This window comes from Natronomonas gomsonensis (genome assembly GCF_013391635.1).
GTDB lineage: Archaea > Halobacteriota > Halobacteria > Halobacteriales > Haloarculaceae > Natronomonas > Natronomonas gomsonensis_A.
In genome coordinates, this window is record NZ_JACAWU010000001.1 from 129,131 (window position 1) to 149,732 (window position 20,602).

Below are 20,602 nucleotides of genomic sequence, written 5' to 3' on the forward strand. Positions count from 1 at the left end.
CTATCCGTCTAGTTCTTTCGGTGGTTGGGACAGTCGACGGCGGATATGCAGGGAAAATCGGGAGAATCTAATCGGGTTATGGGAAAAGTCGATTATCTCTATAGCCACGGTCAAGAAATATATTCCAGCCGTGAGACGCGCTGTTATGGAACTTTCAGAAGTCCCAGAGGAGGCCGAGTTTTCGATGGGAGATCAGTATCTGAGGAAAGAACTCCACAACCAATTCGGAGGACAGCGACAATATGGTATTTCCACACCAAAAGATCACTCGTTCATTTTGGTGTTTACGGATACTGAGAGCGAAGAACACGGCTACCGCGACCACTTCCGTGATGACGGTATTTTCATCTACAGCGGAGAAGGGCGGGTAGGAGATATGACGATGGACGGCGGGAATGAACGAATACGAGATCATCACGAGAATAATGATTCCCTTCATGTATTCGAGCTCGTCGCAGAACAGAACGGTGCCGATGTCCACTCCTACGTTGGCGAGTATGAGCACATCGGCCACTACTGGGAGGAAGATTACGATGATAACGACGACCTCCGAGATGTGATTCGGTTCAAATTAGCGCCGGTCGGAGGTCCCGACCTCGAAATTGAGGAGTCAGAAGCACGAGATCTCTCTGAAGAGGAATTGTTTGAGCGGGCAAAACAGGCAACTTCCTCCGCACAAACTACCAGTTCCTCGAGTACCGAAACAGAGCGGAGGAACTACACTCGTAGTAACGTCGTCAAAGAATTCGCTCTACGGACTGCGGACGGCGTTTGCCAAGGCTGTAAAGAGAAGGCTCCTTTCAAAGGCAAAGACGGGAATTGGTTCCTCGAAGTTCACCATCTCCACCGGAGAAGCGACGGTGGACCCGATGACCCCGAAAATGTCATCGCTCTCTGTCCAAACTGTCATAGACGTCGACATCACGGAAAAGATGGCGACGAATTCAACGAGAAGTTGGTGAAAAGAGTAGAGGACAGGAACAAAGAATTACTGAATAATTAAGACAAAATTATTCCCAGAAAACGCGGTTGAATTGTCTAATAGACTAGTGTCCAAATAATAACACCAGCGACAGGTAAGGACGAGTAAATCCAGTATGAGATGTCATAGAATGAGCCAGGAAGGGGTTCTTCTACAGCGTAAGAACTGATAGCCACTACCCCAATAAGGAGCCCAATGTTTGCATACCAAATCAACCATTCAGCAGGGAATTGTTGCTGATAAGCATGAGTGTTTAGTGCCAGTACATTGGCGAACGTAGCAGGGCGGCTTACGTACTTTTTCTCTACTAGATATCCGATGATTAGGAGGCCAAAAGTAGAGGCATTCGATGCAATAAAATCTGGGAGGAACTCCAACCACATATAGCATGAGACCCAGCGGGTTGACTTAATTATTAGTCGCCCTCAGCCTGTTGATTTGCAGCCTCCATCGCTTCTTGCTCCTCCATCCCCGGTGGCGGCTCGTACGGCAACCTCGAAGACACCGCCCGACCGAACCCCCGAAGCCGCTCCTGAGCGTAGTATGTCGGACTCGTCGCCCCGGCGAGAAACGCCAGCACAACCAGCGCCAGCGTGCCCGTCGATGGCGCCGCCTCCGCAATCGCCTCAAGCATCCGTCTCCTCCTCGATGTTGCTCACTCGGTCAGTCAGACCGGGAATACCCTCGTCTCCGAAGATGACGCGCTTGTGGCGCTTCGAGCGCCGACTGTTCGCCTCGATGGTCCGCAACACCTCGTTAGCCGCCTGGCGTACCTTCAGGGCAATGTACGAGACCATCGCCGTCGTCACGAACGCCGACACCGTCGTCACGAACTGCACGACGTCGAGACCGAACACAACCGACTCAGCCATCTTCAGCCAGCCACCTCCGCCCCGAGGCGGGCATACGGTGTCAGCACGATAAGCACGACCAGCGCCACGATACCAGCCGCCGCGTAGGGCGCCCATCCCGGCAGCCAACCATCGCCGTCCCCACCGTCGTCGCTACCACCCCCGCCACCACTACCGCCGCCGAGGTCTTGGCCGTCGCCGTCGAGGTCGCCAAACTGCCACTCGATGAACGCCTCCGAACCGGCATCCGCGCCCGTCCCGACAGCGTCATCCACGACGTTCACCGGCGAGTCGTCCACCGTCGCCGCCGTCGCCGCGTCCCATGCCAACGCCGCCGGCATCGTCGCCGGGTTCGCCAGCAGCGCACTCTCGGCGCCGGAAACGACCACCTCGCCTAGGTCCGCACCGTCGCCACCGTCGACGCCGGTATCCGGCCAGTTCTCGTCTGCCTCCGGCCCCACGAACTCGTACTCCTCGCCCTCCGAATCCGAGTCCGCCGGCTCCATCTCGTCGCCCTCGGCCCACGGGTCGCCGTCGAGCAGGTTGTCGTCCGCCGACGTGGCCGACACCTCGCCGTCTCCTGAGTCAATCCCCTCCATCGTCACAACTGGGAAGGGTCGTCGTAGTTCGCCAGCCGGTCGAACGAGGCTTTCATCCTGTCGGAAAGGTTCGACTCGGCCGCTCGCTCGCTCAGGTCGTCGTCCTCGGCCTCCGGGGCGTCACCCCACTCCTGCGAGTCGCCGGGGTCCGCCAGCACCCCGCCGCTCGGCGCCTCAGTATCGCCCTCCGTGTCCGGCGCGTAGTTCTCCGCCAGTTCCTCGCCGTCGATGTCCAACGCCTCACCGACACCGACGAAAGACACGTTCTCGTCGCTGTCCGGCTCGACCGACTCGGTATCATCGTACAGCACGCCGTCTCGCGCCGTCAGCCGGGTTCCCTCCAACGCCTCCCGGAGAGACCCGGCTGCCTCCGTCGCCTGCTCCGGCACCGGCGCCGGCGCCTCCTCGGCTGCTTGCTCCGCACTATCACCCTTCAACAGCAGGTAGCCACCGCCGAGGGAAATCACGCCCACACCGCCGGCCGCTACCATCTTCTTCTGTTTTGCGTTCATCGTTTTGGTTGTCCGCAGTCGGTTAGTCGCTCTGTGCCGAAACCGCCGGGTAGCGCCCTATTCCCCGACGAAATACGCCGAGAAACTGAAGGCACTCCCCGTCACCGAAACGCTGTCACCGCTTCGGACGTACACACTCTCCCCGGATTCTGCCGTCATCAGGTTCAACAACTCAACCGACTCATCACCCCGGTCGTAGATGTGAACCATTCCCTCGGAATCGGCCGTATAGAGTTCGCTACGGCCGAAGCGGTAGAGGTCGGCAGCCGGGATGTAGTCGGGGTAACCCTCGTCGATGTAGCCGCCACCAATCCAATTCTTATTCGAGGCCGTCGTCTGACCACTCGGCCGGGTAGGGGCTACCGGTTCGATAGACTCGAACGTGTCCGACTCTATATCGTACATATCGGCGCCCGTACTGCCGTCCTGCGGTACTGTGACCAACTTGTTGCCGCCGGTCGCCTGAGTGTAGTGGATGGCTCGCGGGTCGTAACCGAACCCGTCCGCGTTCAGGTCAACGAACGAATCCGATTCCGCGTCGTAGGCTTTCACGCCGCTGTCCGGGCCGAGTTTGTAAATCCGGTCGGTGTAAACACTCGTCGCGTAACTGGTGCTTGAGTCGGTCGCCTCACCGCCCCACGTCGCGCTGGCGGTACTCCACGAGTCGGCGCCGGCGTCGTACAGATAGACCGACGTGTTGTTGACGAGGTTCCCGCTGCCGTCTGTGGTCTCACCCCACAGCAGCACACCATCCGAAACGCTGTTCGATGGCGTGCCACCGCCGGGGTCATACAGCGGTTCCGGGAGAGGGGCAACAGATACCCACTCGTCCTCATACCGGTTGTATCGCCACACGTCGGCGTGAATGGTCGAACCGTCCACGTTCTGTATGCCGGCCGAATCCCCGCCGGCATAGTAGATGTCCGTACCGTCGTCAACGAACAGCCGGCCGGCCTGTCGAGGAGCCGGCAGCGGGGCAATCTGCTCCCAGCCGCCGTTTTCCACGTCCCAACGGTGGGCCTCGGACACCGCGCCGTCGCCGTCCTTGAAGTAGTTGTTTCCGCCGACCATATACACGTAGCCGTCGGCCTCCGCTATCGACTCGTTCAGTTGCGCCGTTTTCGTGTCCGGCGTGGCGGTTGTGACGGTGTTTACAGCCCACTGCGAGACCTCGCCCTCGATGGCCGTCTCGACGGTCACACCGCTGCCGGTCGGCTCCGGCGCCCCAGCACCGATAGACCGCGTCATTGCCACGCCTCCACGTTGAACGTCGTTTCAGCCGAGACCGCCCGAATCCACATCCGCGAGGTCGTCACCTGAATGCCGGCAACCGGCGCGTCATCCGACGAGTACGGAATGACGGCCTCCTCGTCGGTCGGCTCCGTGAAGGCAACCAGCACGTCCTCGGAGATACGCCGCAGGTCGACCTCACCGGCCACGAATCCGAACTCTACCTCGGTCCACTCGCCGGTAACGGCCGTCACCTCCTCGGCGTGATAGGTGCCGGTCTCGTCGGGGTCGCCGTCGTCCTCGTTCCGCTGGTTCAAGACGACCTCGACGGCCTCGCCGTGGCCGCTGGCGACTCGCTGGGCCTGCATCTCCATCAACAGCGCCGCCAGCAGCATATCGGTCTCGTTCATCGTGAGACCCGGCGGCAGCACCGCGTGGTACTCCCTAATCAGGTCCTCGACCGACTCGTTCACCGTCAGACCCGCCATTAGGCGGCCCTCCGTACCTCGATGGCGAGAAGTACGAACATCACCGCCAGCATCAAGTCGTCGCCATCAAGGGCGAAACTGTGCCCTTCAGACGTTTCCAGCACGATACGCGGGCCGGTGCCGGCCGAACCCGTCGGCTGCTCGGCGGTCGGCCCCTCCGTCGTCTCGGTCGGAAGCCACTCGTCGGACCCTGCTGCCGCTACCGGCTCGGCAGAAGGCGAAGAAGTGGCTCCCGACCCCTGAATGGTCGGAAGCATCTGTTTACTCCAAGTCGAGCGCGGCGCGTTTCACGGCCCGGCCGAGACCCGAGACCGTCCCCTCGTACTGCTTGATGGGAAGGTCGATGAGCGCGTTCGTCGCCTCGTCGCCGTTCGTGGTCGACAGGTTCGCGTCGTCCCACCGAACCGCAAACGGAGAGTCAACGTAGATGTTAAGCGACCAGTTCGCCGGCACAACACCCTCGTAGGGGTCGGTGAACTCGAACTGGACCGGGTTCTTGTTCTGGTTCCGGTCAGCGATACCCGAGGTTGTGTCCTCGGTCAGCGTCTCCGAGACCTGCGAACTCGTTTTCGGCGCCACCTTCTCGACGGTGACAACACCGGGGTCACGGGCGACGTAGAAGGCGTGCAGCGTCGTCTCCGTCCCGTCGTCGGTGTAGTCGAACGAGTCGCCGGCGTAGTCGACGCTGTCCGGCTGAACCCGACTGTCGCCGGCGTACAGCAGCAGGTTCTCGGTGTTCTTCGAGTCCACGAGGTTGTGCGAGAGGTCGAACGTCTCCGTGTCGTCGGCGGTCGTGTTGGTCGTGAACTCCTCGCCGGCGACGAACGCCAGCCGGGCGGCCGGCCCCTCACGGACCCGGATAGGAACCTGCGCCTCCCGAGACGCCACTAGCGACCGCTCCCCGGCCGTCCCGTCCGAGAGGTCAAACCCGGACTTACCGAGGGTCTTGGTCTGTCCGCCCTTCTGCTTGAGGGCGGTGAGCGGGTTCGGCATCAGTCACTCCCCCTCGTAGGAGACCGTTCGGGTCGCTTTGCCGTCGACGTACAGCTCCGAGTTCGACCAGTCGACTTGCTCCGAGGAAACCACGTCGACCCGGAGGGTGTCGAAGTACCGCACGTTGATGACCTTCCCCTTCAGGTCGACTTTGACGGCGTCGATGTTCTCCTCGTTGCGCTGCTCGCGCATATCGAGGGCGTTCCACGCCGCAATGTTCTTGAGCCGTTTGGAGACGACGACCGGCTGCTCCTTGCTCGGCACGTCGACGCGAAGCAGAACTTCGGTGTCGTTCGGCAGCGGGTTCCCGTCACCGTCTCGAAGGTCGAAGTAGATGGGAACGCCCGACTCGTCGCCCTTGTTGACGGAGTGACGAATCTGCTCGGCCGTCCCGTCCTCCGGCGAGAACGTGAGGATAGGCGTCAGTTCCCCGGTGGTGTTCTGCTGCTGGGTCGCGTACTGCGAGAGGTGGGTAATCTCGCTCATTTACATCGCCCCCTCGACCGCGTCCCGGACACCGAACCGTTCACCGAGTGCGAGCGCCGTATGGGCACCGGCGCCGAGTTGAACGTGCCGCTTCTGCCGACCGGAGACGCCGGGGGCGTACTCCGCACCGACGACCGTAACGAGGCCGTACACCTCGGTCGGGGCGTCGTAGTCGGTCATCGACTCGGCAGCCACACCGAGGGCCGCCGCGATACTGTACCCCGAAACGAGAAGCACCGTGTCTCGTGCAAACCCGGGATCCGCCAGTTTACCAAACGCGTCCATCATCTGCAATCCCCCGTAGACACTCGCTATCCATCAACAACCGACGCACTCGGGTGTAACGTGGAGCGTTTCAGACGCCCTCAGACGGGGCTACCGGTGGTCGGAGAAAGTTTGATGTTAAAAACCATCAATCCGTCTCGTCTCGAACGACCTGATATAGATCTATTATTAAATGCCGGTTCCTCTGAGTCGAAAATTTCTGCAACTGTATTGAGAATATACAACTCAAAATTAGAGACACTAATGGGATCGAGTTCACATACGTAGAATTCATCCAAGGCGATAATACTTGGAGATGGTTCACGGGAAGGAGCCAAAATAATGCCTGGACGCTTATGACCACAACAAACAACCACATCAAAAAAGACATATTCCGAAAAAACGTCGTGAGTATATTGTACCTATGGTACAAATGATCGCCCGAATACAGTTTTGACTCTGCAAATGGAATAAAATCATCAAGATTACCCAGCATATTGAAGTCGTACTTATTTTCTAGATCATCAGACAAGCTGTTGATTATATTTTGATTGTAGTCTGGGAATCTGACTTGCGGAAACCAGTCTGGTTCGGGTGGGTAATAATCGAGGGCCCACTTGATCACTTCTTCTTTATCCTCAACAGGAAACACTAATTTAAGAACCCAGAATAAATCTTGAATAAAAGTATTTTCTTGAGGAAAAGCACGGGGCGTGAAAAGGTGCTTCATTATGATATCCGAACATATACTGGAACAAAAATGAACTAATCTCCCCAATATATACCCTAGAGTAACCAAAATAACCGCACCAGAAGCCCCGAAACCATCTATATTCAGAATTTTGAGAAGGTCAGTTTGTAATAGGGCATCTGCCATAAATATAAATATAATCCCAGGAACGATATCTACAAGAATATCATACAAGCGAAACTGTTGAATCGGCATAATTCTCTATGTCCTCAATCAATTTTTAATATTCCGGTTAGTGTATTCAGCAATTTCCCATCTCTTTTCAAATATTTTGATATGGTCTAAGTGCTGTTACTGCTGCCGCTCGTCCATCAGAACGCGGACCATCTCAGCATTCCCCGGCTTACTTCCCGGCCGTTCCTTTCCGACCCGTTCCTGTAGTTCCTCAAAACGGTCGGCATCGTCGCCGTAGAGAGTGATTCGGACCGGCATTTCACACCCCCACATCGATACGCATCCCAGAGGCGCCAACGTGGTCGCACTCCGGGTCGTAGTTCTCAGCCGACCGGATTCGCTTCATCGCCCCCGAGTCGTCGCTGTAAATCCACTCTGAATCCGTGACGAGTTCCGTCCCGTCGTCGAGTTCTTCGGCCCACTTCCGCACCGAAACGGCGCCGGCGTCCGGGGCGTGCAACGCCTCGGGGAGTCCCGGCACGTCCTGCCCGCCGCTACTGTGCGCCTTCGCTGGGTAGTTCAGGGTCTCCTCCGCAGACGACAGGTCGTTGTGGTCCTCGAAACCACCGATAAATCGGGCCGTCGCGTTCCCAAGCACCTGCTTGTCTATAGAGGCCGGCCGCTGAGTGACCCACATCGCGCTGTTGCCCTCGCCGCGCCCGGTCGTCGCCAGTCCCTCGATTGGTTCGGGGTAGCCGCCGGATTGCGGCGCCACAAAATGCCCCTCGTCGACGACGATGAGTGTGGTCCCCTCAACGTGGTGCCGCCCGCCGGTAATGATGTTGGCGCACACTTCTCGCCACTCCGTGTTTCCGAGGTGCTTGGAGTAGCGAGCAACGACGAGGTGCCCGTTTTCCTCGATGGCGTTGCCCCACTGCTCGGGAGTCACTGACCGCTCGACGTTGCCGGCGAGGTGATGCTTTGCCGGCGCCGGGCCGTGTTTCCTCGAGCACAGCCCTCGATACTCGTCCTTGTAGTCGAGAACAACCACGTAGTCGTAGCGGTTGAAGTTCCGCTCCGTGATGGTCTGAGTCAGCCACGATTTTCCCCACCCCGACGCCGCCAGCAGCGAGAGATTCACGCTTCACCTCCGCCCTCCTCGGGTTCTCCGGTGCCGCCTTCTGGTTCAGGTGCTGTGATTGCCTCGGTAGCCGCCTCAATACGCCGGATATTCGCGTCGATGGGGCCACGGGACGCCCACCGGAGAGTTCGGCGGTCTGAGTAGTTCACTACTGTCTGTTCGAAGACATCGAGAGGGATACCGAACCGCTGTCGAACGAACTGGTCGGCCAGTTCCTCGTCGTCAGTTTCTGGACCGGCACCGAGGTCGTCACGAAGGGCCGACGCCCACCCGGCGACAGTCTGCTCCCACGCTTCGGCGTCCTTGCCGGCGTGCTCCTTGGCGGCTTCGACGTTCTGGAGGGCGTCTGGGGCTTGTTCTTCGACGAAGAACTCCCACAGGTCACCGCTTACCTGCGCACCGACCAGGCGAACGAACTGGTCGACGCGCTCCTCGGCCGGTGGGAGGTCGTCGGGCCGGTCGATGCCAATGGCCTCGTAGTGGTCCTGTACGGCTTCGTGCAAGTCACGTTCGACGCCGGCCACGGCAGTCGCCAGCGCCCGGATTTCCTCGCGGTCCTCGATGTTAGCGGCGCCGGCCATCTTCTGCTGAATTTGGTCCATCACGCCGCACCACCTCGCGTTTTCTCGGCCACTTCACCGAGGGCGTCCTGTGCCACGTCGGTCTCTTTGATGATGACCGTCCCGGCGACGGTCGCGGTGCCGATGACGAGCGCCTGCCCCGGCGGCAGGTCCTCGGCGCCGGTCATCTCCGCGAAAACGCGGTCTGCCTGCTCGTTGAGGGCGACGGGCGGCTGGTTCGCCAGCGCCTCAATCTCCTCGGCGTCAGCCTGACCGTCGCCGTACTCGTCCACTACGGCCACCAGCAACGTCGCCAGTACGTCGACGTACATATCACCCCAATTGGGGCCGCTCACGTCGCCGCTGTCGTCGGGCTTCTGACCGGTCTCCTTTCCGGTGTCGTCGTTGGTTGTGGCTTCGTCGCCGGCTGCTTCTTTCCCTGCGTCGTCGACGGCGTCGAGGTCGGCATCTGAGAGGTCTAAGGTCGCTTTCTCGTCCTCTTCCATCTCCGGCCGCTCATCGTCGTTGTCGGGCTGGTCCTCGGCAGTTTCTGGCTCTGTTTGCTCCTCGGCGTCCTCAGGTACTTTGTCGTCGGTCGTGGTGTCGTCATCACTCATCGTCCCACCCCTCGAAGACGTCGGCGGTGTCGTCGTCGAGGTCCTGTGCAGTCGTCTCGTTACTTTCGTCGTTCCCTCGAACCAGCAGCACGACCAGCGCCAGCGCGACCGATGCCGTCACCAACGTCACCGCTGCACTTCCGCCGGCATCGTCGTCGGTCGTGTTGTCGACTGGGTCGACGGACACGGACTTGTCGTCGTCATCGTCGTCGTTGTCGACCGGCGCCGTGTTCGCTTCAACCTGCTGCTGGTACTCGTCGTCAGTATCCGGCCCGTCGGTGGTCTTCGTCTGGTCGTCGGTGCTGGTCTCCTGGTCGACAGTCTCCTCGGTCGCCTCGGGTTGCTGGTCTCCTTGCTGCTTGACGGTTGGTTTCAGTTGCTCCCAGTCGTGGGAGCCGTCACTTGACGCATTAATGTGGGACCGCACCGCCGCCAGCGATTTACCGCCTTTTTCGCCGTACTCGCACCCCTCAGCGGGGCAAGTGTAGTCTGTCATCGGTGTTCTGCGTGGTTTTGGACCGCGAGGTCCTGCGTGGTCTCAAGCTGCTCGTGGAGTCGTTCGGGTTCGAGTGGGTCCTGCCCGGATTGCTCTCGAATCTGGTTAATTGCTGCAAACGCCTGCTGAGCTGCGGCTTTTCGCTCTTCGAGGTGGGTAAGCAGTCGGTCAATCTCACTAATCGCTGCCTTGTACCCACCCCACGACCGCTGAAGCGCCCCCTTCTGCTCCCCTGAAAGCCCTTGCTCGGTGCTGGTCTCGTCGGTAGGGAAATCGCCGGAAAGCAACTGCTCGACTTCCTGCTCGTCATACCCGCAGGCTTCGCTCAGGAACTCACAAGCCTCCGGTTGGCCGTGCTCGCAACTGTCGCGGGCGTGGTCGCACCCCTCTTTGGCGTGCTTTTCCGCCTGCTCTCGCCGCTTTCGCTGCTGGCGTTCGGTGGCTTCGTCGTCGTAGTTCGCCCCGCCGCCCCGGTCGATACCGCCCGATTTTGCTGCTCGTTCGAGGATGGGGCGGGCGTCGGTGACGTTGTCCACTTCGCCGGGGTCAACGTGCTGGAAGGCATCGACGCCGTACTCGGAACCCAAGCCTTTCAGATAGCGAGCCTTTGGGACGTTCACACCATCACGAGAGAAGTCAAGGTCTCGCTTCTCGGCCTCGGTGAGTTCGACCGCTTCGATAGAGGGGCGGTCTGCTGTTGCTTGCTCGCTGGTAGCGACGGCTTCTGCCTGATCGATGACCGACTCGGGGATGTCGCTGGTGAAAGTGACCGTCTTTAAGCGGCGGTCGTCGTCGCTACAGAGGTGGTCGGAGTGCTGGTCTCGTACCCGGTCAGCCGCGGCTTTCGTCGGGAATTCGATTTCCGGGCTCATCGGGGGTCCTCGAAGATTATTTCCCCGCCTGTGGCCTGCTGAGCGTCTGCTTTACACTGGTATTGAGATACCACGGGGTCGTTCGTCTGTTCCTCCTCTGGGAACGACTCGCGGAGCCACTCAACGACGAACAGGCCGCTCGGGAGTTTGGTACCAACAGCGACCCGCTCCCATTCGTCGTTGAACACGTCGAAGCGGCGGCAGGGATGGCCGGGTCGGAGTTGCTCCATCAGTACCCCGTGGCGGCCTCTACCGCCGACTCGAAGAGCGACCAGCCAACAGCGCCGGCACCGACTGCGAGCAGGCCGTAGAGGATGATTTCGTTGGCCTGTGCATCGCGCTCTGCGGCTGCTGCTTGTCGCTCGGCTGCTGCTGCTCGTCGGTACTGGTACACCTCGATTGGGTCGGCCTCGATGTCCGGGTGCTGCTCGATTGCTGCTGGTCGGGGGGTCTCTACCCCTTCGAGCAACCACTCGGCAGGGGGTTGATCGCCCCCTTCGTCGCTGGTCTGTGCTTGGTCGTCCGCCGTGGGTTCGTCCTGACCCATACGAGAGCCACAGAGAGGGCCGATAATGGGCGAGTCGCCTACCCCTGAATTACCTCCAGACTCGTCCGGGGACTAGTCCCCTGATTCCACCGGAGACGGCCCCGGTGTTAAGACGGTAGAGGTCACAGGGGTTCGTGTATGGCGACGACAGAAGCAGACAGGTTGGTTGCGGCGCTTCAGGCGCCCGATGATGCTGATTTGACCCCTCTCGGGCCGGTCAAAGTTGGGAATCGCTCCGGGTCGCTCACCGTCTCACTCCCCAAGCGAACGGCGAAAGGCTCGGGAGTCGAGCAGGGCGACCGAATGAACGTGTATCACGACCCCCTGAGCGGGGCGTTCGTGTACGTTCCAGAAAACAGGCAGTAGCGGACTACTTGTACGCCTCGCCTTCGTCGGGGTGGTCAGCGTTACGGACGTGTTGGTTGTGTTCTCTGTAGTCCTCGCTTTCGTAGTGGCAGCCGAGGCAAACCACTGTCATAGGCTAATTGTATCCACTTCAGATTGCTTTGGCGAACCCCCCCACCCTCCATGTTTAATATAATCTCTCCATTTAATTTGAGATATGCATTCGACGGTTTTAGCCCAAAGCACGGTAGAATACCCATTTTCTTGGGATTTTGCACCGCCAGTTTTTGTGCTAGCGTTTTCTATTGTGTTGATTTTTGATTTGTATCGGAGGGGCCTTCTCCCGTCTTTACCGAAACACAGCAGCCAGAGTAATCGGTAGATATCGCCCATGAGTAGACCGCTCATACAGATGTACCTCCGTCGTCCCAGACGGCTTCGGCAGTAGCCCACGCGGCAGCTCCGAAAGGGACGTTGACCCGGCCGTGCTGGTACTTTTGAATGGTTTTCTGTTCCTCGGGAATGTCGTCCTGCGAGGGGAGCGGGCCGTCGTATCCGAGTTGTTCGACTTCCTCCTCGGTCTGCTGGCGGGCTTCTTCGACTTCTGCGACCGTCCGGCGGTGAACGGTGATGTAGCCACCACGAACGGTGATGAAGCCCTCTCGGTCAAGTGGCCGGAGCAGGCGACTCGATACCTGCGATTTCTTGGTGTTCTGTGTGTGGAGTGTAGCGCGGGCCTCCTCGACGGTGACACGGCGGACACCTCGTGGGTGGTCACTGACTTCTAACAGCGCCTCGAAGGTTTCGCGGAGTTCGGGGTGTTCGGGCTTGTAGAGGTCGGCGTGGTCAGCGCCGTCGTCGTACTCCTCGATGACTTCCTGAAGCGTCTGCCGGATGAGTTCAGCCCGGCTCATGTCGCGGTCGGCGGCGACCTCGTCGAGTGCCTCGATATCGACACCGCCGGGGTTGAACGACACCCGCGAAGGGTTCGAGTTGATTTGCTTGCTCATGCCGACCACCCTGGAGTGATTACGTCCGTGATTACGTCCGTAATCGTGGGACGGCGCCGAGACAGGCAACTCGTAGTCACGACCCCCCGGTGCGGTGGAAAAGGCGGCTTCGTGCGCGGGTGGGCGTGCGCGGTACTCACCGATGCTCACCTCGTCGTCGGCCGCCGTCGGCCACCGCTCGCTCAACATGCTGGTCAGCCGCGTCCATCTCGTCAGCGATGTGGACGATCTCGCCGGCGGCGTCCTCGATGCCGATGAACTCGGCTTTCCTGACGGCGCAGAGGTGGGCACACGGTCCGTCGTGGAACTGGTAGCCGGAGCAGTCACACTCTCCGACGTATCCACGGTTCTCGTGCCGCAGAGTGACGATATGGGCGTCGTCGCCGTCTGGAAGGTGCACGCCCCACTGCTCCCACGTGAGGCGTGCGAGAGTGCCGTTCAGTGGGTCGGCGCGGGTCCATGAGTCTGTACCCTCGTCGCGTTCGGCTTCGAAGTTGAGGGACCTCATGGGCCGGAGTAGACACCTCCGAGCATCGCACCACATCGGGCACAGTAGAGTTGTCCGTGTTCGTCGCGCTTCGGGGTGGCCGCGTGCTCGCACCGGCAGTCGCTCACGCTGAAACACCCCCGTTCCTTCGAAAAACCGTGGGACGGCAAGGGCCGGAAGAGGTCCCCGCGTGAACTCTCTCAGAGAGCGGTGTTTTTTCCGACTGTCGAGAATCGATAATTGGTCTTAACCGTAAGTAGCGGTCGTAACGCTGGACCTTCGGAAAGTGTGAGAAATTAGATGGACTCGCCGGGATTTGAACCCGGGGCCTCTTCCTTGCGAAGGAAGCGATCTGCCGCTGATCTACGAGCCCTCGACAGTCGGTTATCGGTTCGGTCGTTTGTACCTTCTGTTTCGCACTCGGGAAAGCGACCGGGAGCGGTCGCGCGTGAGTGCTGCGGCGGGCGGTGGGGGAAGACGCGTGCCGTCTTCCGACCCTCGCGAACGGGAGTTCGCGTTAGTCCTCGAGGACGATCTCGATGGAGACGTCGTTCGGGACCTGAATCCGCATCAGCTGGCGGAGCGCGCGTTCGTCGGCGTCGATGTCGATGAGCCGTTTGTGGACGCGCATCTCCCAGTGTTCCCACGTCGCGGTCCCCTCTCCGTCGGGGGACTTACGCGCCGGGATTTCCAGCTTCTTCGTCGGCAGCGGGACCGGTCCCGACAGCGTCACGCCGGTTTTGTCGGCGATTTCGCGAACGTCGTCGCAGATGTCGTCGAGGTCCTCGGGTGCCGTGCCCGCGAGGCGAACGCGTGCCTGTTGCATGCGTTATCGCTCGTTGACGCTGAGGACCTTGCCGGCCGCGACGGTCTGACCCATGTCGCGGATGGCGAAGCTGCCCAGCTCGGGAATCTCGTTCGAGGACTCGATGCTGAGCGGCTTCTGCGGTCGGACGGTGACGACGGCAGCGTCGCCGGACTGGATGAAGTCCGGGTTCTCCTCGGCGACCTCGCCGGAGGAGGGGTCGATCTTCTTGTCGATGGACTCGATGGTACACGCGACCTGCGCCGTGTGGGCGTGGAAGACCGGCGTGTAGCCAGCGGTGATGACCGAGGGGTGCTGCATGACGACGACCTGTGCCTGGAAGGTCTCGGCGACCGTCGGCGGGTCGTCGGCGGGGCCACAGACGTCACCGCGTCGGATGTCGTCCTTGCCGACGCCGCGGACGTTGAATCCGACGTTGTCGCCGGGGCCGGCCTCGGGGACTTCCTCGTGGTGCATTTCGATGGTCTTGACCTCTCCGCCAGCGTCGCTCGGCTGGAAGGAGACGTTGTCGCCCGTGTTCAGCATCCCCGTCTCGACACGGCCGACCGGGACCGTACCGATACCGGAGATGGTGTAAACGTCCTGAATGGGCAGTCGCAGCGGCGCGTCCGTCGGCGGCTGCGGCTCCGGCAGGTCGTTGAGGGCCTCGAGCAGGGTCGGGCCATCGTACCACGGCGTGTTCTCCGATTCCTCGGAGACGTTGTCGCCCTCGAACGCCGAGGTCGGGATGTACTTGGCGTCGTCGGTGTTGAAGCGAACCTGCTGGAGCAGCTGGTTGACCTCGTCGACGACGGCCTTGTACTTGCTCTCGTCGTAGTCGACGAGGTCCATCTTGTTGACCGCGATGATGAGCTCGTCGATACCCAGCGTCCGGGCCAGGAAGACGTGCTCTTGGGTCTGCGGCTGGACACCGTCGTCGGCTGCGACGACGAGCACCGCGTTGTCGGCCTGGCTCGCGCCAGTAATCATGTTCTTGACGAAGTCGCGGTGACCCGGACAGTCGACGATGGTGAAGTAGTACTCGTCGGTGTCGAACTCCTGGTGGGCGATGTCGATGGTTACACCGCGCTCTCGCTCCTCGGCGAGGTTGTCCATGACGTAGGCGAACTCGAAGCCGCCTTTGCCCTTCTCTTCGGCTTCCTCTCGGTACTGTTCGATGACGTGCTCGGGGACGCTCCCGGTCTCGAAGAGGAGCCGCCCGACCATCGTACTCTTTCCGTGGTCGACGTGGCCGATGACGGCCAAGTTCTGGTGTGGTTTGTCGCTCATTGTGGTCTCACGCGCAGAGGCGCTATATCGGAGTCTTTTGTCGGTGCCCCGTAAAACGATTTCGAAAGGGATTCCGCCGAAACCGGGCGCGTCGGGCGGTTTGCGAGGTGATGACACGGGAACAGTCAGCGGGAGTGTTAGCGGGGAACGCCGCCGTCCAAGAGGGTCACTCCACGGGCGGGAGCCGCCCGATATCGGCCAGGACGGCGCTGGCCGTCTCCGGGCCGCCTGCACCGCGTCCCGAGATATTCAGCCGGCCGGCGTGGTTCGTCTCCAACTGGACGATGTTGAGCGTCCCCGAGACGGCGAGCGTCCCGTTTTCCGGCACCAGTCGCGGCCCGACCCGAACCTCGCCGTCGGCGACTTCCCCGATGAGTCGGATGGTCCGGCCGTCCTCGGCGGCGAGTTCGAGTGCGCTTCCGGGCAAATCGGCGATGCCCTCGACCTCGGCGTCTTCGAGCGTGTAGGTGTCGTCGTACAGCACGTTCGCGAGGATGACGCACTTCAGGGCGGCGTCGGTCCCCTCTACGTCGAAGGTGGGGTCGGCCTCGGCGACGCCGAGATCCTGTGCTTCCGCGAGAACGTGCTCGTATCCCAGTCCCTCTGCGGCCATCCGGGTGAGGATGAAGTTCGCCGTCCCGTTGAGGACGCCGCGTGCGGCGGTCACCTGCCCGTTGAGGTCGTCGATAGTCGACAGAATCGGAATCGCACCGCCGACGGCGGCCTCGAACAGCACCGACCCCTTCGAGTCGGCCTCCAAACTGCGAACCTCGTCGTAGCGTTCGGCGACCGGCCCCTTGTTCGCCAACACGACGTGGCGGTCCCGTTCGAGCGCGCGCTCGACGTGTGAAAAGCCCGGTTCGGCGTCGCCGAGCGTCGTCGGCGTCGCCTCGACGAGGGCGTCGTAGTCGGCTTCCAGCGCGTCCGCAGGGTCCTGATTGCCGACGACGCCGCGGCTTCGCTTTCGGGCGAGGACGTCCTCGGCATCGAGGCCTTCGTCGTCGACGGCCGCCGTCGAGGAGTCCGCGACCGCGACGACCTCGTGGCCGTACTCGCCGGCCAACTCCACCACGGAGGAACCGACGGCGCCGGCACCCATCACGGCCAGTCTCATTGGGACCCCTCCGTCAGCGGTTCGATGACGCGCAGGTCCTTCTCCTCGGCGACCGCTCGGATAGTCGCGAGTGCGTCGTCGCTCTGCCCTTCGCTGGCGACGACGCGCAGGCGGGCGCTCGATGGCCCCTCAGTGCCCGCTGGCGCCGACAGCGACAGGTCCGCGACCGAAACCCCACCGCAGTCGTGGAACCGCCGGAGGGTATCAGAGAGGTCCGTCTCGACGAGGTGACCGACCAACACGACGGTCAACTCCTCGCTGTAACGCTCGGCACCCGCCTGAATGACGTTGACGCCCGCTTTCCGGAGCGAGTCGACGATGACGTCGAACTGCGCCTGGGTCGCCTCGAGGTCGACCTCGACGGGGATGTGGCCCCGTGGTGTGAGGTTGCCGCGCTCGTGGAATATCGACAGCAGGTTCCCACCGTTGTCCGCGATGGGTTCGAGCGCGCCCAACAGCTCACCGGGTTCGTCGACGAGTTCGAGCCGAACCGTGTACGACCGTCTGTCTGCCTCGCTCATCGACTCACCTCCGAACGTTCGCTCATTACCTGCCACTCAACACCGCCGGCTATAAGAGCGCCGTCATTCGCAAGCGTGGCCGGTAGTTCACACCGGCAACAGTCGGTCGTACACCTCGTCGATGCGCTCGTTGTACGCCGCACCGTCGGCCGCCCCCCACGGGTTCCGCGAGAAGTAGTACATACAGGCCAGTACGATACCCGTCGTGACCGCGAACTCCGGCAGGACAGCACTGACGAGAAACGACGACAACCCCGCCAACAGCGCCGCGATTACCACGTCGACCACCTGATACGCCATGGACATATCGAGGGGTACGCCGGCCGCCCTCTTCGGCGTGTCGCCGCGTATCCCCGTCGAGTTTCGAGTCTCGAAACTGGACGTGCGTTTATATACAATTATAAATAATTACCACGGAGCGATGGACGAGAAGATTCCGGGCGTGGCCACCACAGCAGCAGTGACGGCGCTGGTCGCCGTCGTCACGACGGCCTCGGTGTTCGGCCCACAGACCGGGGCGGAACTGTACGGGGCGTTGCTCGTCTGGCCGCTCCCCGCGGCGACGGCGGTAGCCGTCGGCGTCGACGCACGACGACTCTCTCGGTTCGCCGTCGTGTTCTGTGGCACCCTCGTCGGCCTGTCGCTGCTTTTCGGCACCATCGTCGGCTATCGAATGTTGGGCACGCTCATCGGGGTTCCGCCAAGCAGCGTCGGACTCAGCGTCAACCCAGTCATGACCGTACTGGTCGGCGGCGCTATCGTGTTGTCGTACTACGCCGTCTTCGAGTGGGGCGACTCCGAACGAGGGGGTTCGGCGATCGACGGCGGCGACCACTAGCGTCGGAGCGCCACCGAACGTCACGACTCGGACGGTCGGCTCTCAGGACGACTCGACGACCCGGTGCCGACACGTCTCGAGGAACTCAAGCAGGTTCTGCCCGGAGTCACGCGAGAGGCTGATGAGAACACTCTCGGCGTCCGAGACGGGAAACTGGATGACGAAGGCGTGTTCGTGGTAGTGGACGATTCCACGGCGCTCTCCGACCGGTTGGTCTTCGACACCCGGAGACGTATACGGGTCCTCCAGTCGAAACGTGTCGACGACATCACCGTAGGTCTCCCCGTCGTACCGTTCCCGGAGGTCCTCGCGAAGATAGTGGATATCGTGGCCGTCCTCCCGAATGACGACGACAGTCCGGAGGTCCGCTTCGATTCGGTCGTGGAGGAATTCCGTGACCCGCCGAGCAGCCTCGTGACCCATAAGCTACGCACGGCGAGACAGTACAAAAAATCCGGTGGAGTCGTTAGAAGTAGTCGATAGACTGCGGCAGTTCGAGCTTCATGCCCTTCCGCTCTCGAATCTCGTTGATGATGTCGGGCTGGAGGTTGTCGGCCAGCACGCGGAAGCCGGCGTTCTCCGTGTTCCAGGAGGCTCGACCCTCGGTGGCCGAGCGGATGTCGCTGGAGAAGCCGATCATCTCGTCGACGGGCGCGATACCCTCGACGACCATGAGGTCACCCTCCTGGTACATGTCGTCGACACGGCCACGTCGACCCTGAATCTCGCCGGAGGCAGCGCCCATGTGCTCGTTGGGCACGTCGATACGGACCTGCTGAATCGGCTCCAGCAGCTTGATTTCCGCGTCGATGAGTGCGTTGTGGACGGCCTGTCGAACCGCGGGGATGACCTGTGCCGGACCGCGGTGGATGGCGTCCTCGTGGAGGCGCGCGTCGTGGAGTCGGATGAGCGACCCCTCGACGGGTTCGGCGGCGAGTGGGCCGTCGTTGAGCGCCTCTTCGAGCCCCTCGATGACGAGCTCCATCGTCTCGTTGAGGTGCTGGATACCCTTCGTGTCGTCGATGAACACGTTCGTCCCGTGGATGTGCTCGACGTTCTGGGCGGTGTCTTTGTCCATGCCCTGCTCCATGAGCTCCTCACGGCGCTCCAGTTCGGGCATGTCCATCGAGATGTCGCCGAGTTTGATGCCGTCGACGATGTCCTGTTCGAGCGGTTCGACGGTGATGTAGAACCGGTTGTGGTTGTTCGGTGAACGGCCCTCGACCTCGCGGGACGCTTCCTGCGGTGCCTCCCGGTAGACGACGATGGGTTCGCCGGTGTTGACCGGGATACCCTGGTTGCGCTCGATACGCTGGGTGATGACCTCGAGGTGGAGTTCACCCTGCCCGGAGATGAGGTGTTCGCCGGTGTCCTCGTTAATCTCGATCTGGATGGTGGGGTCCTCCTTTGCGACCTGCTGGAGCGTCTCGATGAGCTTCGGCAGGTCGTCCATGCTCTGGGCCTCGACGGATTTCGTGATGACCGGCTCGGAGATGTGTTCGATGGACTCGAACGGCGTCATCTCCACCGAGGAGACGGTCGACCCGGCGATGGCGTCCTTCAACCCAGTGACGGCGGCGATGTTGCCCGCGGGGACGTGTTCGACCTCCTCGCGTTCGCCACCCATGTAGATGCCGACGCTCTGGACCCGGTTCGTCCCGACGGTCCCCGAGACATAGAGGTCCTGGCCCTTCTCGATGGTGCCCGAGAACACACGACCCGCGGCGATTTCGCCGGCGTGGGGGTCGATACCGATGTCGGTGACCATCATGACGACCTCGCCCGTCTCGTCGACCAGTCGCATCTGGTCGGCGAGTTCGGAGTCCGCATCGCCACGCCAGATGCGCGGGATACGACGCGGCTGTGCGTCGACGGGGTTCGGGAAGTGCTCACACACCATGTCGAGAACCACGTCGGACAGCGGCGTCCGCTCGTGGAGCTCCTGGCGCTTGTCGGCCTGTTCGAGGTCGATAATCTCACCGAAGTCCATCCCGGTCCGCTGCATCGAGGGCATCGAGACGCCCCACTTGTACAGCGCCGACCCGAAGCCGACGGTGCCGTCTTCGACGGAGACCGTCCAGTCCTCGTCGATGTCGTCCATCTCCTCGGTCATGCCGCGGATGAGCTCGTTGACGTCGTGGATGACGCCCGTGAGCCGCTGTTGCATCTCCTGGGGTCCCTCCTGGAGTTCGGAGATGAGGCGGTCGACCTTGTTGATGAACAGCGTCGGCTTGACGCCCTCCCGCAGCGCCTGCCGCAGGACGGTCTCGGTCTGGGGCATCGCCCCCTCGACGGCGTCGACGACGACGAGCGCGCCGTCGACGGCACGCATCGCCCGCGTCACGTCGCCACCGAAGTCGACGTGGCCCGGCGTGTCGATGAGGTTGATGAGGTGGTTGGTGTCCTCGTACTCGTGTGTCATCGAGACGTTCGCCGCGTCGATGGTGATACCGCGTTCCTGTTCGTCCTCCTCGGTGTCCATCGCGAGCTGTTGGCCAGCCGTCTCGTCGGATATCATGCCGGCACCCGCGAGGAGGTTGTCGGTCAGCGTCGTCTTCCCGTGGTCGACGTGCGCGGCGATGGCGATGTTCCGGATGTTCTCCGGTTTGTCCATCAGCCGTTCGCACTCCTGTACGATTTTTTTGCGTCGGCCCATTATACAGTCAGTTATCGACAGCAGGGTGAAAAG

General features: G+C 61.5%; 30 protein-coding genes and 1 tRNA gene. 3 read left to right on the forward strand and 28 right to left on the reverse strand.

What is annotated here, in order from left to right:
* The first annotated feature begins 145 nt into the window (after positions 1–145).
* Positions 146–1,003, forward strand: a complete 858-nt coding sequence (locus tag HWX69_RS00790) for an HNH endonuclease (RefSeq protein WP_178915176.1) — start codon at positions 146–148, stop codon at positions 1,001–1,003.
* Between the two features lie 394 nt (positions 1,004–1,397).
* Here the strand turns inward: HWX69_RS00790 and HWX69_RS00795 are convergent, their stop codons facing one another.
* The 17 genes from HWX69_RS00795 to HWX69_RS00875 form a co-directional block, all read right to left on the reverse strand.
* A complete protein-coding gene (locus HWX69_RS00795; RefSeq protein WP_178915177.1) occupies positions 1,398–1,616 on the reverse strand; it encodes a hypothetical protein in 219 nt (72 codons plus the stop codon).
* Positions 1,609–1,854, reverse strand: coding sequence for a hypothetical protein (locus HWX69_RS00800; protein ID WP_178915178.1), 246 nt, complete (start codon positions 1,852–1,854; stop codon positions 1,609–1,611). The genes HWX69_RS00795 and HWX69_RS00800 overlap by 8 nt, the downstream gene beginning before the upstream one ends.
* 2 nt (positions 1,855–1,856) lie before the next feature.
* The gene (locus HWX69_RS00805) at positions 1,857–2,432 is read right to left on the reverse strand and encodes a hypothetical protein (RefSeq protein ID WP_178915179.1); all 576 of its coding nucleotides are present in this window, start codon (positions 2,430–2,432) and stop codon (positions 1,857–1,859) included.
* Between the two features lie 2 nt (positions 2,433–2,434).
* The gene (locus HWX69_RS00810) at positions 2,435–2,944 is read right to left on the reverse strand and encodes a hypothetical protein (RefSeq protein WP_178915180.1); all 510 of its coding nucleotides are present in this window, start codon (positions 2,942–2,944) and stop codon (positions 2,435–2,437) included.
* A gap of 57 nt (positions 2,945–3,001) precedes the next feature.
* Positions 3,002–4,192: a Kelch repeat-containing protein gene (locus HWX69_RS00815; RefSeq protein WP_178915181.1), complete on the reverse strand. Its 1,191-nt coding sequence runs from the start codon at positions 4,190–4,192 to the stop codon at positions 3,002–3,004.
* The gene (locus tag HWX69_RS00820) at positions 4,189–4,662 is read right to left on the reverse strand and encodes a hypothetical protein (RefSeq protein ID WP_178915182.1); all 474 of its coding nucleotides are present in this window, start codon (positions 4,660–4,662) and stop codon (positions 4,189–4,191) included. Before HWX69_RS00820 ends, HWX69_RS00815 begins: the two co-directional genes overlap by 4 nt.
* On the reverse strand, positions 4,662–4,919 hold the full coding sequence (locus tag HWX69_RS00825) for a hypothetical protein (protein WP_178915183.1): 258 nt from the start codon (positions 4,917–4,919) through the stop codon (positions 4,662–4,664). The genes HWX69_RS00820 and HWX69_RS00825 overlap by 1 nt, the downstream gene beginning before the upstream one ends.
* Positions 4,920–4,923: 4 nt before the next feature.
* Positions 4,924–5,655 (reverse strand): hypothetical protein, encoded by a 732-nt coding sequence (locus HWX69_RS00830; RefSeq protein ID WP_178915184.1) that lies wholly within the window; start codon positions 5,653–5,655, stop codon positions 4,924–4,926.
* Positions 5,656–5,658: 3 nt separating this feature from the next.
* Positions 5,659–6,141: a hypothetical protein gene (locus tag HWX69_RS00835; RefSeq protein ID WP_178915185.1), complete on the reverse strand. Its 483-nt coding sequence runs from the start codon at positions 6,139–6,141 to the stop codon at positions 5,659–5,661.
* Positions 6,142–6,429, reverse strand: a complete 288-nt coding sequence (locus HWX69_RS00840) for a hypothetical protein (RefSeq protein WP_178915186.1) — start codon at positions 6,427–6,429, stop codon at positions 6,142–6,144.
* Positions 6,430–7,589: 1,160 nt separating this feature from the next.
* The gene (locus HWX69_RS00845) at positions 7,590–8,411 is read right to left on the reverse strand and encodes an ATP-binding protein (protein WP_178915187.1); all 822 of its coding nucleotides are present in this window, start codon (positions 8,409–8,411) and stop codon (positions 7,590–7,592) included.
* Positions 8,408–9,013, reverse strand: a complete 606-nt coding sequence (locus HWX69_RS00850) for a hypothetical protein (protein WP_178915188.1) — start codon at positions 9,011–9,013, stop codon at positions 8,408–8,410. Before HWX69_RS00850 ends, HWX69_RS00845 begins: the two co-directional genes overlap by 4 nt.
* Positions 9,013–9,588 carry a hypothetical protein gene (locus tag HWX69_RS00855; RefSeq protein ID WP_178915189.1) on the reverse strand — a complete coding sequence of 192 codons (576 nt, stop codon included), beginning with the start codon at positions 9,586–9,588 and terminating at the stop codon, positions 9,013–9,015. The genes HWX69_RS00850 and HWX69_RS00855 overlap by 1 nt, the downstream gene beginning before the upstream one ends.
* Positions 9,581–10,084: a hypothetical protein gene (locus tag HWX69_RS00860; protein WP_178915190.1), complete on the reverse strand. Its 504-nt coding sequence runs from the start codon at positions 10,082–10,084 to the stop codon at positions 9,581–9,583. The genes HWX69_RS00855 and HWX69_RS00860 overlap by 8 nt, the downstream gene beginning before the upstream one ends.
* Entirely contained in the window at positions 10,081–10,956 is an 876-nt protein-coding gene (locus tag HWX69_RS00865; protein ID WP_178915191.1) for a hypothetical protein, read from the reverse strand. Before HWX69_RS00865 ends, HWX69_RS00860 begins: the two co-directional genes overlap by 4 nt.
* Complete coding sequence (locus HWX69_RS00870) at positions 10,953–11,186, reverse strand: hypothetical protein (protein WP_178915192.1); 234 nt, start codon at positions 11,184–11,186, stop codon at positions 10,953–10,955. Before HWX69_RS00870 ends, HWX69_RS00865 begins: the two co-directional genes overlap by 4 nt.
* Positions 11,186–11,503 carry a hypothetical protein gene (locus tag HWX69_RS00875; protein ID WP_178915193.1) on the reverse strand — a complete coding sequence of 106 codons (318 nt, stop codon included), beginning with the start codon at positions 11,501–11,503 and terminating at the stop codon, positions 11,186–11,188. Before HWX69_RS00875 ends, HWX69_RS00870 begins: the two co-directional genes overlap by 1 nt.
* A 138-nt stretch (positions 11,504–11,641) precedes the next feature.
* Here HWX69_RS00875 and HWX69_RS00880 point away from each other — a divergent pair, with 138 nt between their 5' ends.
* Complete coding sequence (locus HWX69_RS00880; RefSeq protein ID WP_178915194.1) at positions 11,642–11,869, forward strand: hypothetical protein; 228 nt, start codon at positions 11,642–11,644, stop codon at positions 11,867–11,869.
* A 108-nt stretch (positions 11,870–11,977) separates the two neighbouring features.
* On the opposite strand, the gene HWX69_RS00885 is transcribed toward HWX69_RS00880, so the two are convergent.
* From HWX69_RS00885 to HWX69_RS00925, 9 genes are all read right to left on the reverse strand, one after another.
* The gene (locus HWX69_RS00885; protein WP_178915195.1) at positions 11,978–12,256 is read right to left on the reverse strand and encodes a hypothetical protein; all 279 of its coding nucleotides are present in this window, start codon (positions 12,254–12,256) and stop codon (positions 11,978–11,980) included.
* On the reverse strand, positions 12,253–12,858 hold the full coding sequence (locus HWX69_RS00890) for a hypothetical protein (protein ID WP_178915196.1): 606 nt from the start codon (positions 12,856–12,858) through the stop codon (positions 12,253–12,255). Before HWX69_RS00890 ends, HWX69_RS00885 begins: the two co-directional genes overlap by 4 nt.
* Positions 12,859–12,994: 136 nt before the next feature.
* Positions 12,995–13,366, reverse strand: coding sequence for a hypothetical protein (locus tag HWX69_RS00895; RefSeq protein ID WP_178915197.1), 372 nt, complete (start codon positions 13,364–13,366; stop codon positions 12,995–12,997).
* A gap of 280 nt (positions 13,367–13,646) precedes the next feature.
* A tRNA-Ala gene (locus HWX69_RS00900) sits at positions 13,647–13,718 on the reverse strand.
* 144 nt (positions 13,719–13,862) lie between these two features.
* Positions 13,863–14,171 (reverse strand): 30S ribosomal protein S10, encoded by a 309-nt coding sequence (gene rpsJ, locus HWX69_RS00905; RefSeq protein ID WP_156709892.1) that lies wholly within the window; start codon positions 14,169–14,171, stop codon positions 13,863–13,865.
* Positions 14,172–14,174: 3 nt separating this feature from the next.
* Positions 14,175–15,440, reverse strand: a complete 1,266-nt coding sequence (tuf, locus tag HWX69_RS00910) for a translation elongation factor EF-1 subunit alpha (protein ID WP_178915198.1) — start codon at positions 15,438–15,440, stop codon at positions 14,175–14,177.
* Between the two features lie 166 nt (positions 15,441–15,606).
* Positions 15,607–16,554: a homoserine dehydrogenase gene (locus HWX69_RS00915; RefSeq protein WP_178915199.1), complete on the reverse strand. Its 948-nt coding sequence runs from the start codon at positions 16,552–16,554 to the stop codon at positions 15,607–15,609.
* Positions 16,551–17,075: an amino acid-binding protein gene (locus HWX69_RS00920; protein WP_178915200.1), complete on the reverse strand. Its 525-nt coding sequence runs from the start codon at positions 17,073–17,075 to the stop codon at positions 16,551–16,553. Before HWX69_RS00920 ends, HWX69_RS00915 begins: the two co-directional genes overlap by 4 nt.
* A gap of 87 nt (positions 17,076–17,162) precedes the next feature.
* Positions 17,163–17,381: a hypothetical protein gene (locus HWX69_RS00925; protein ID WP_178915201.1), complete on the reverse strand. Its 219-nt coding sequence runs from the start codon at positions 17,379–17,381 to the stop codon at positions 17,163–17,165.
* Between the two features lie 115 nt (positions 17,382–17,496).
* Here HWX69_RS00925 and HWX69_RS00930 point away from each other — a divergent pair, with 115 nt between their 5' ends.
* Complete coding sequence (locus HWX69_RS00930; RefSeq protein ID WP_178915202.1) at positions 17,497–17,913, forward strand: hypothetical protein; 417 nt, start codon at positions 17,497–17,499, stop codon at positions 17,911–17,913.
* Between the two features lie 42 nt (positions 17,914–17,955).
* On the opposite strand, the gene HWX69_RS00935 is transcribed toward HWX69_RS00930, so the two are convergent.
* Complete coding sequence (locus tag HWX69_RS00935; protein WP_178915203.1) at positions 17,956–18,336, reverse strand: hypothetical protein; 381 nt, start codon at positions 18,334–18,336, stop codon at positions 17,956–17,958.
* A gap of 43 nt (positions 18,337–18,379) precedes the next feature.
* Complete coding sequence (locus HWX69_RS00940; protein WP_156709885.1) at positions 18,380–20,569, reverse strand: elongation factor EF-2; 2,190 nt, start codon at positions 20,567–20,569, stop codon at positions 18,380–18,382.
* Positions 20,570–20,602: the final 33 nt, after the last annotated feature.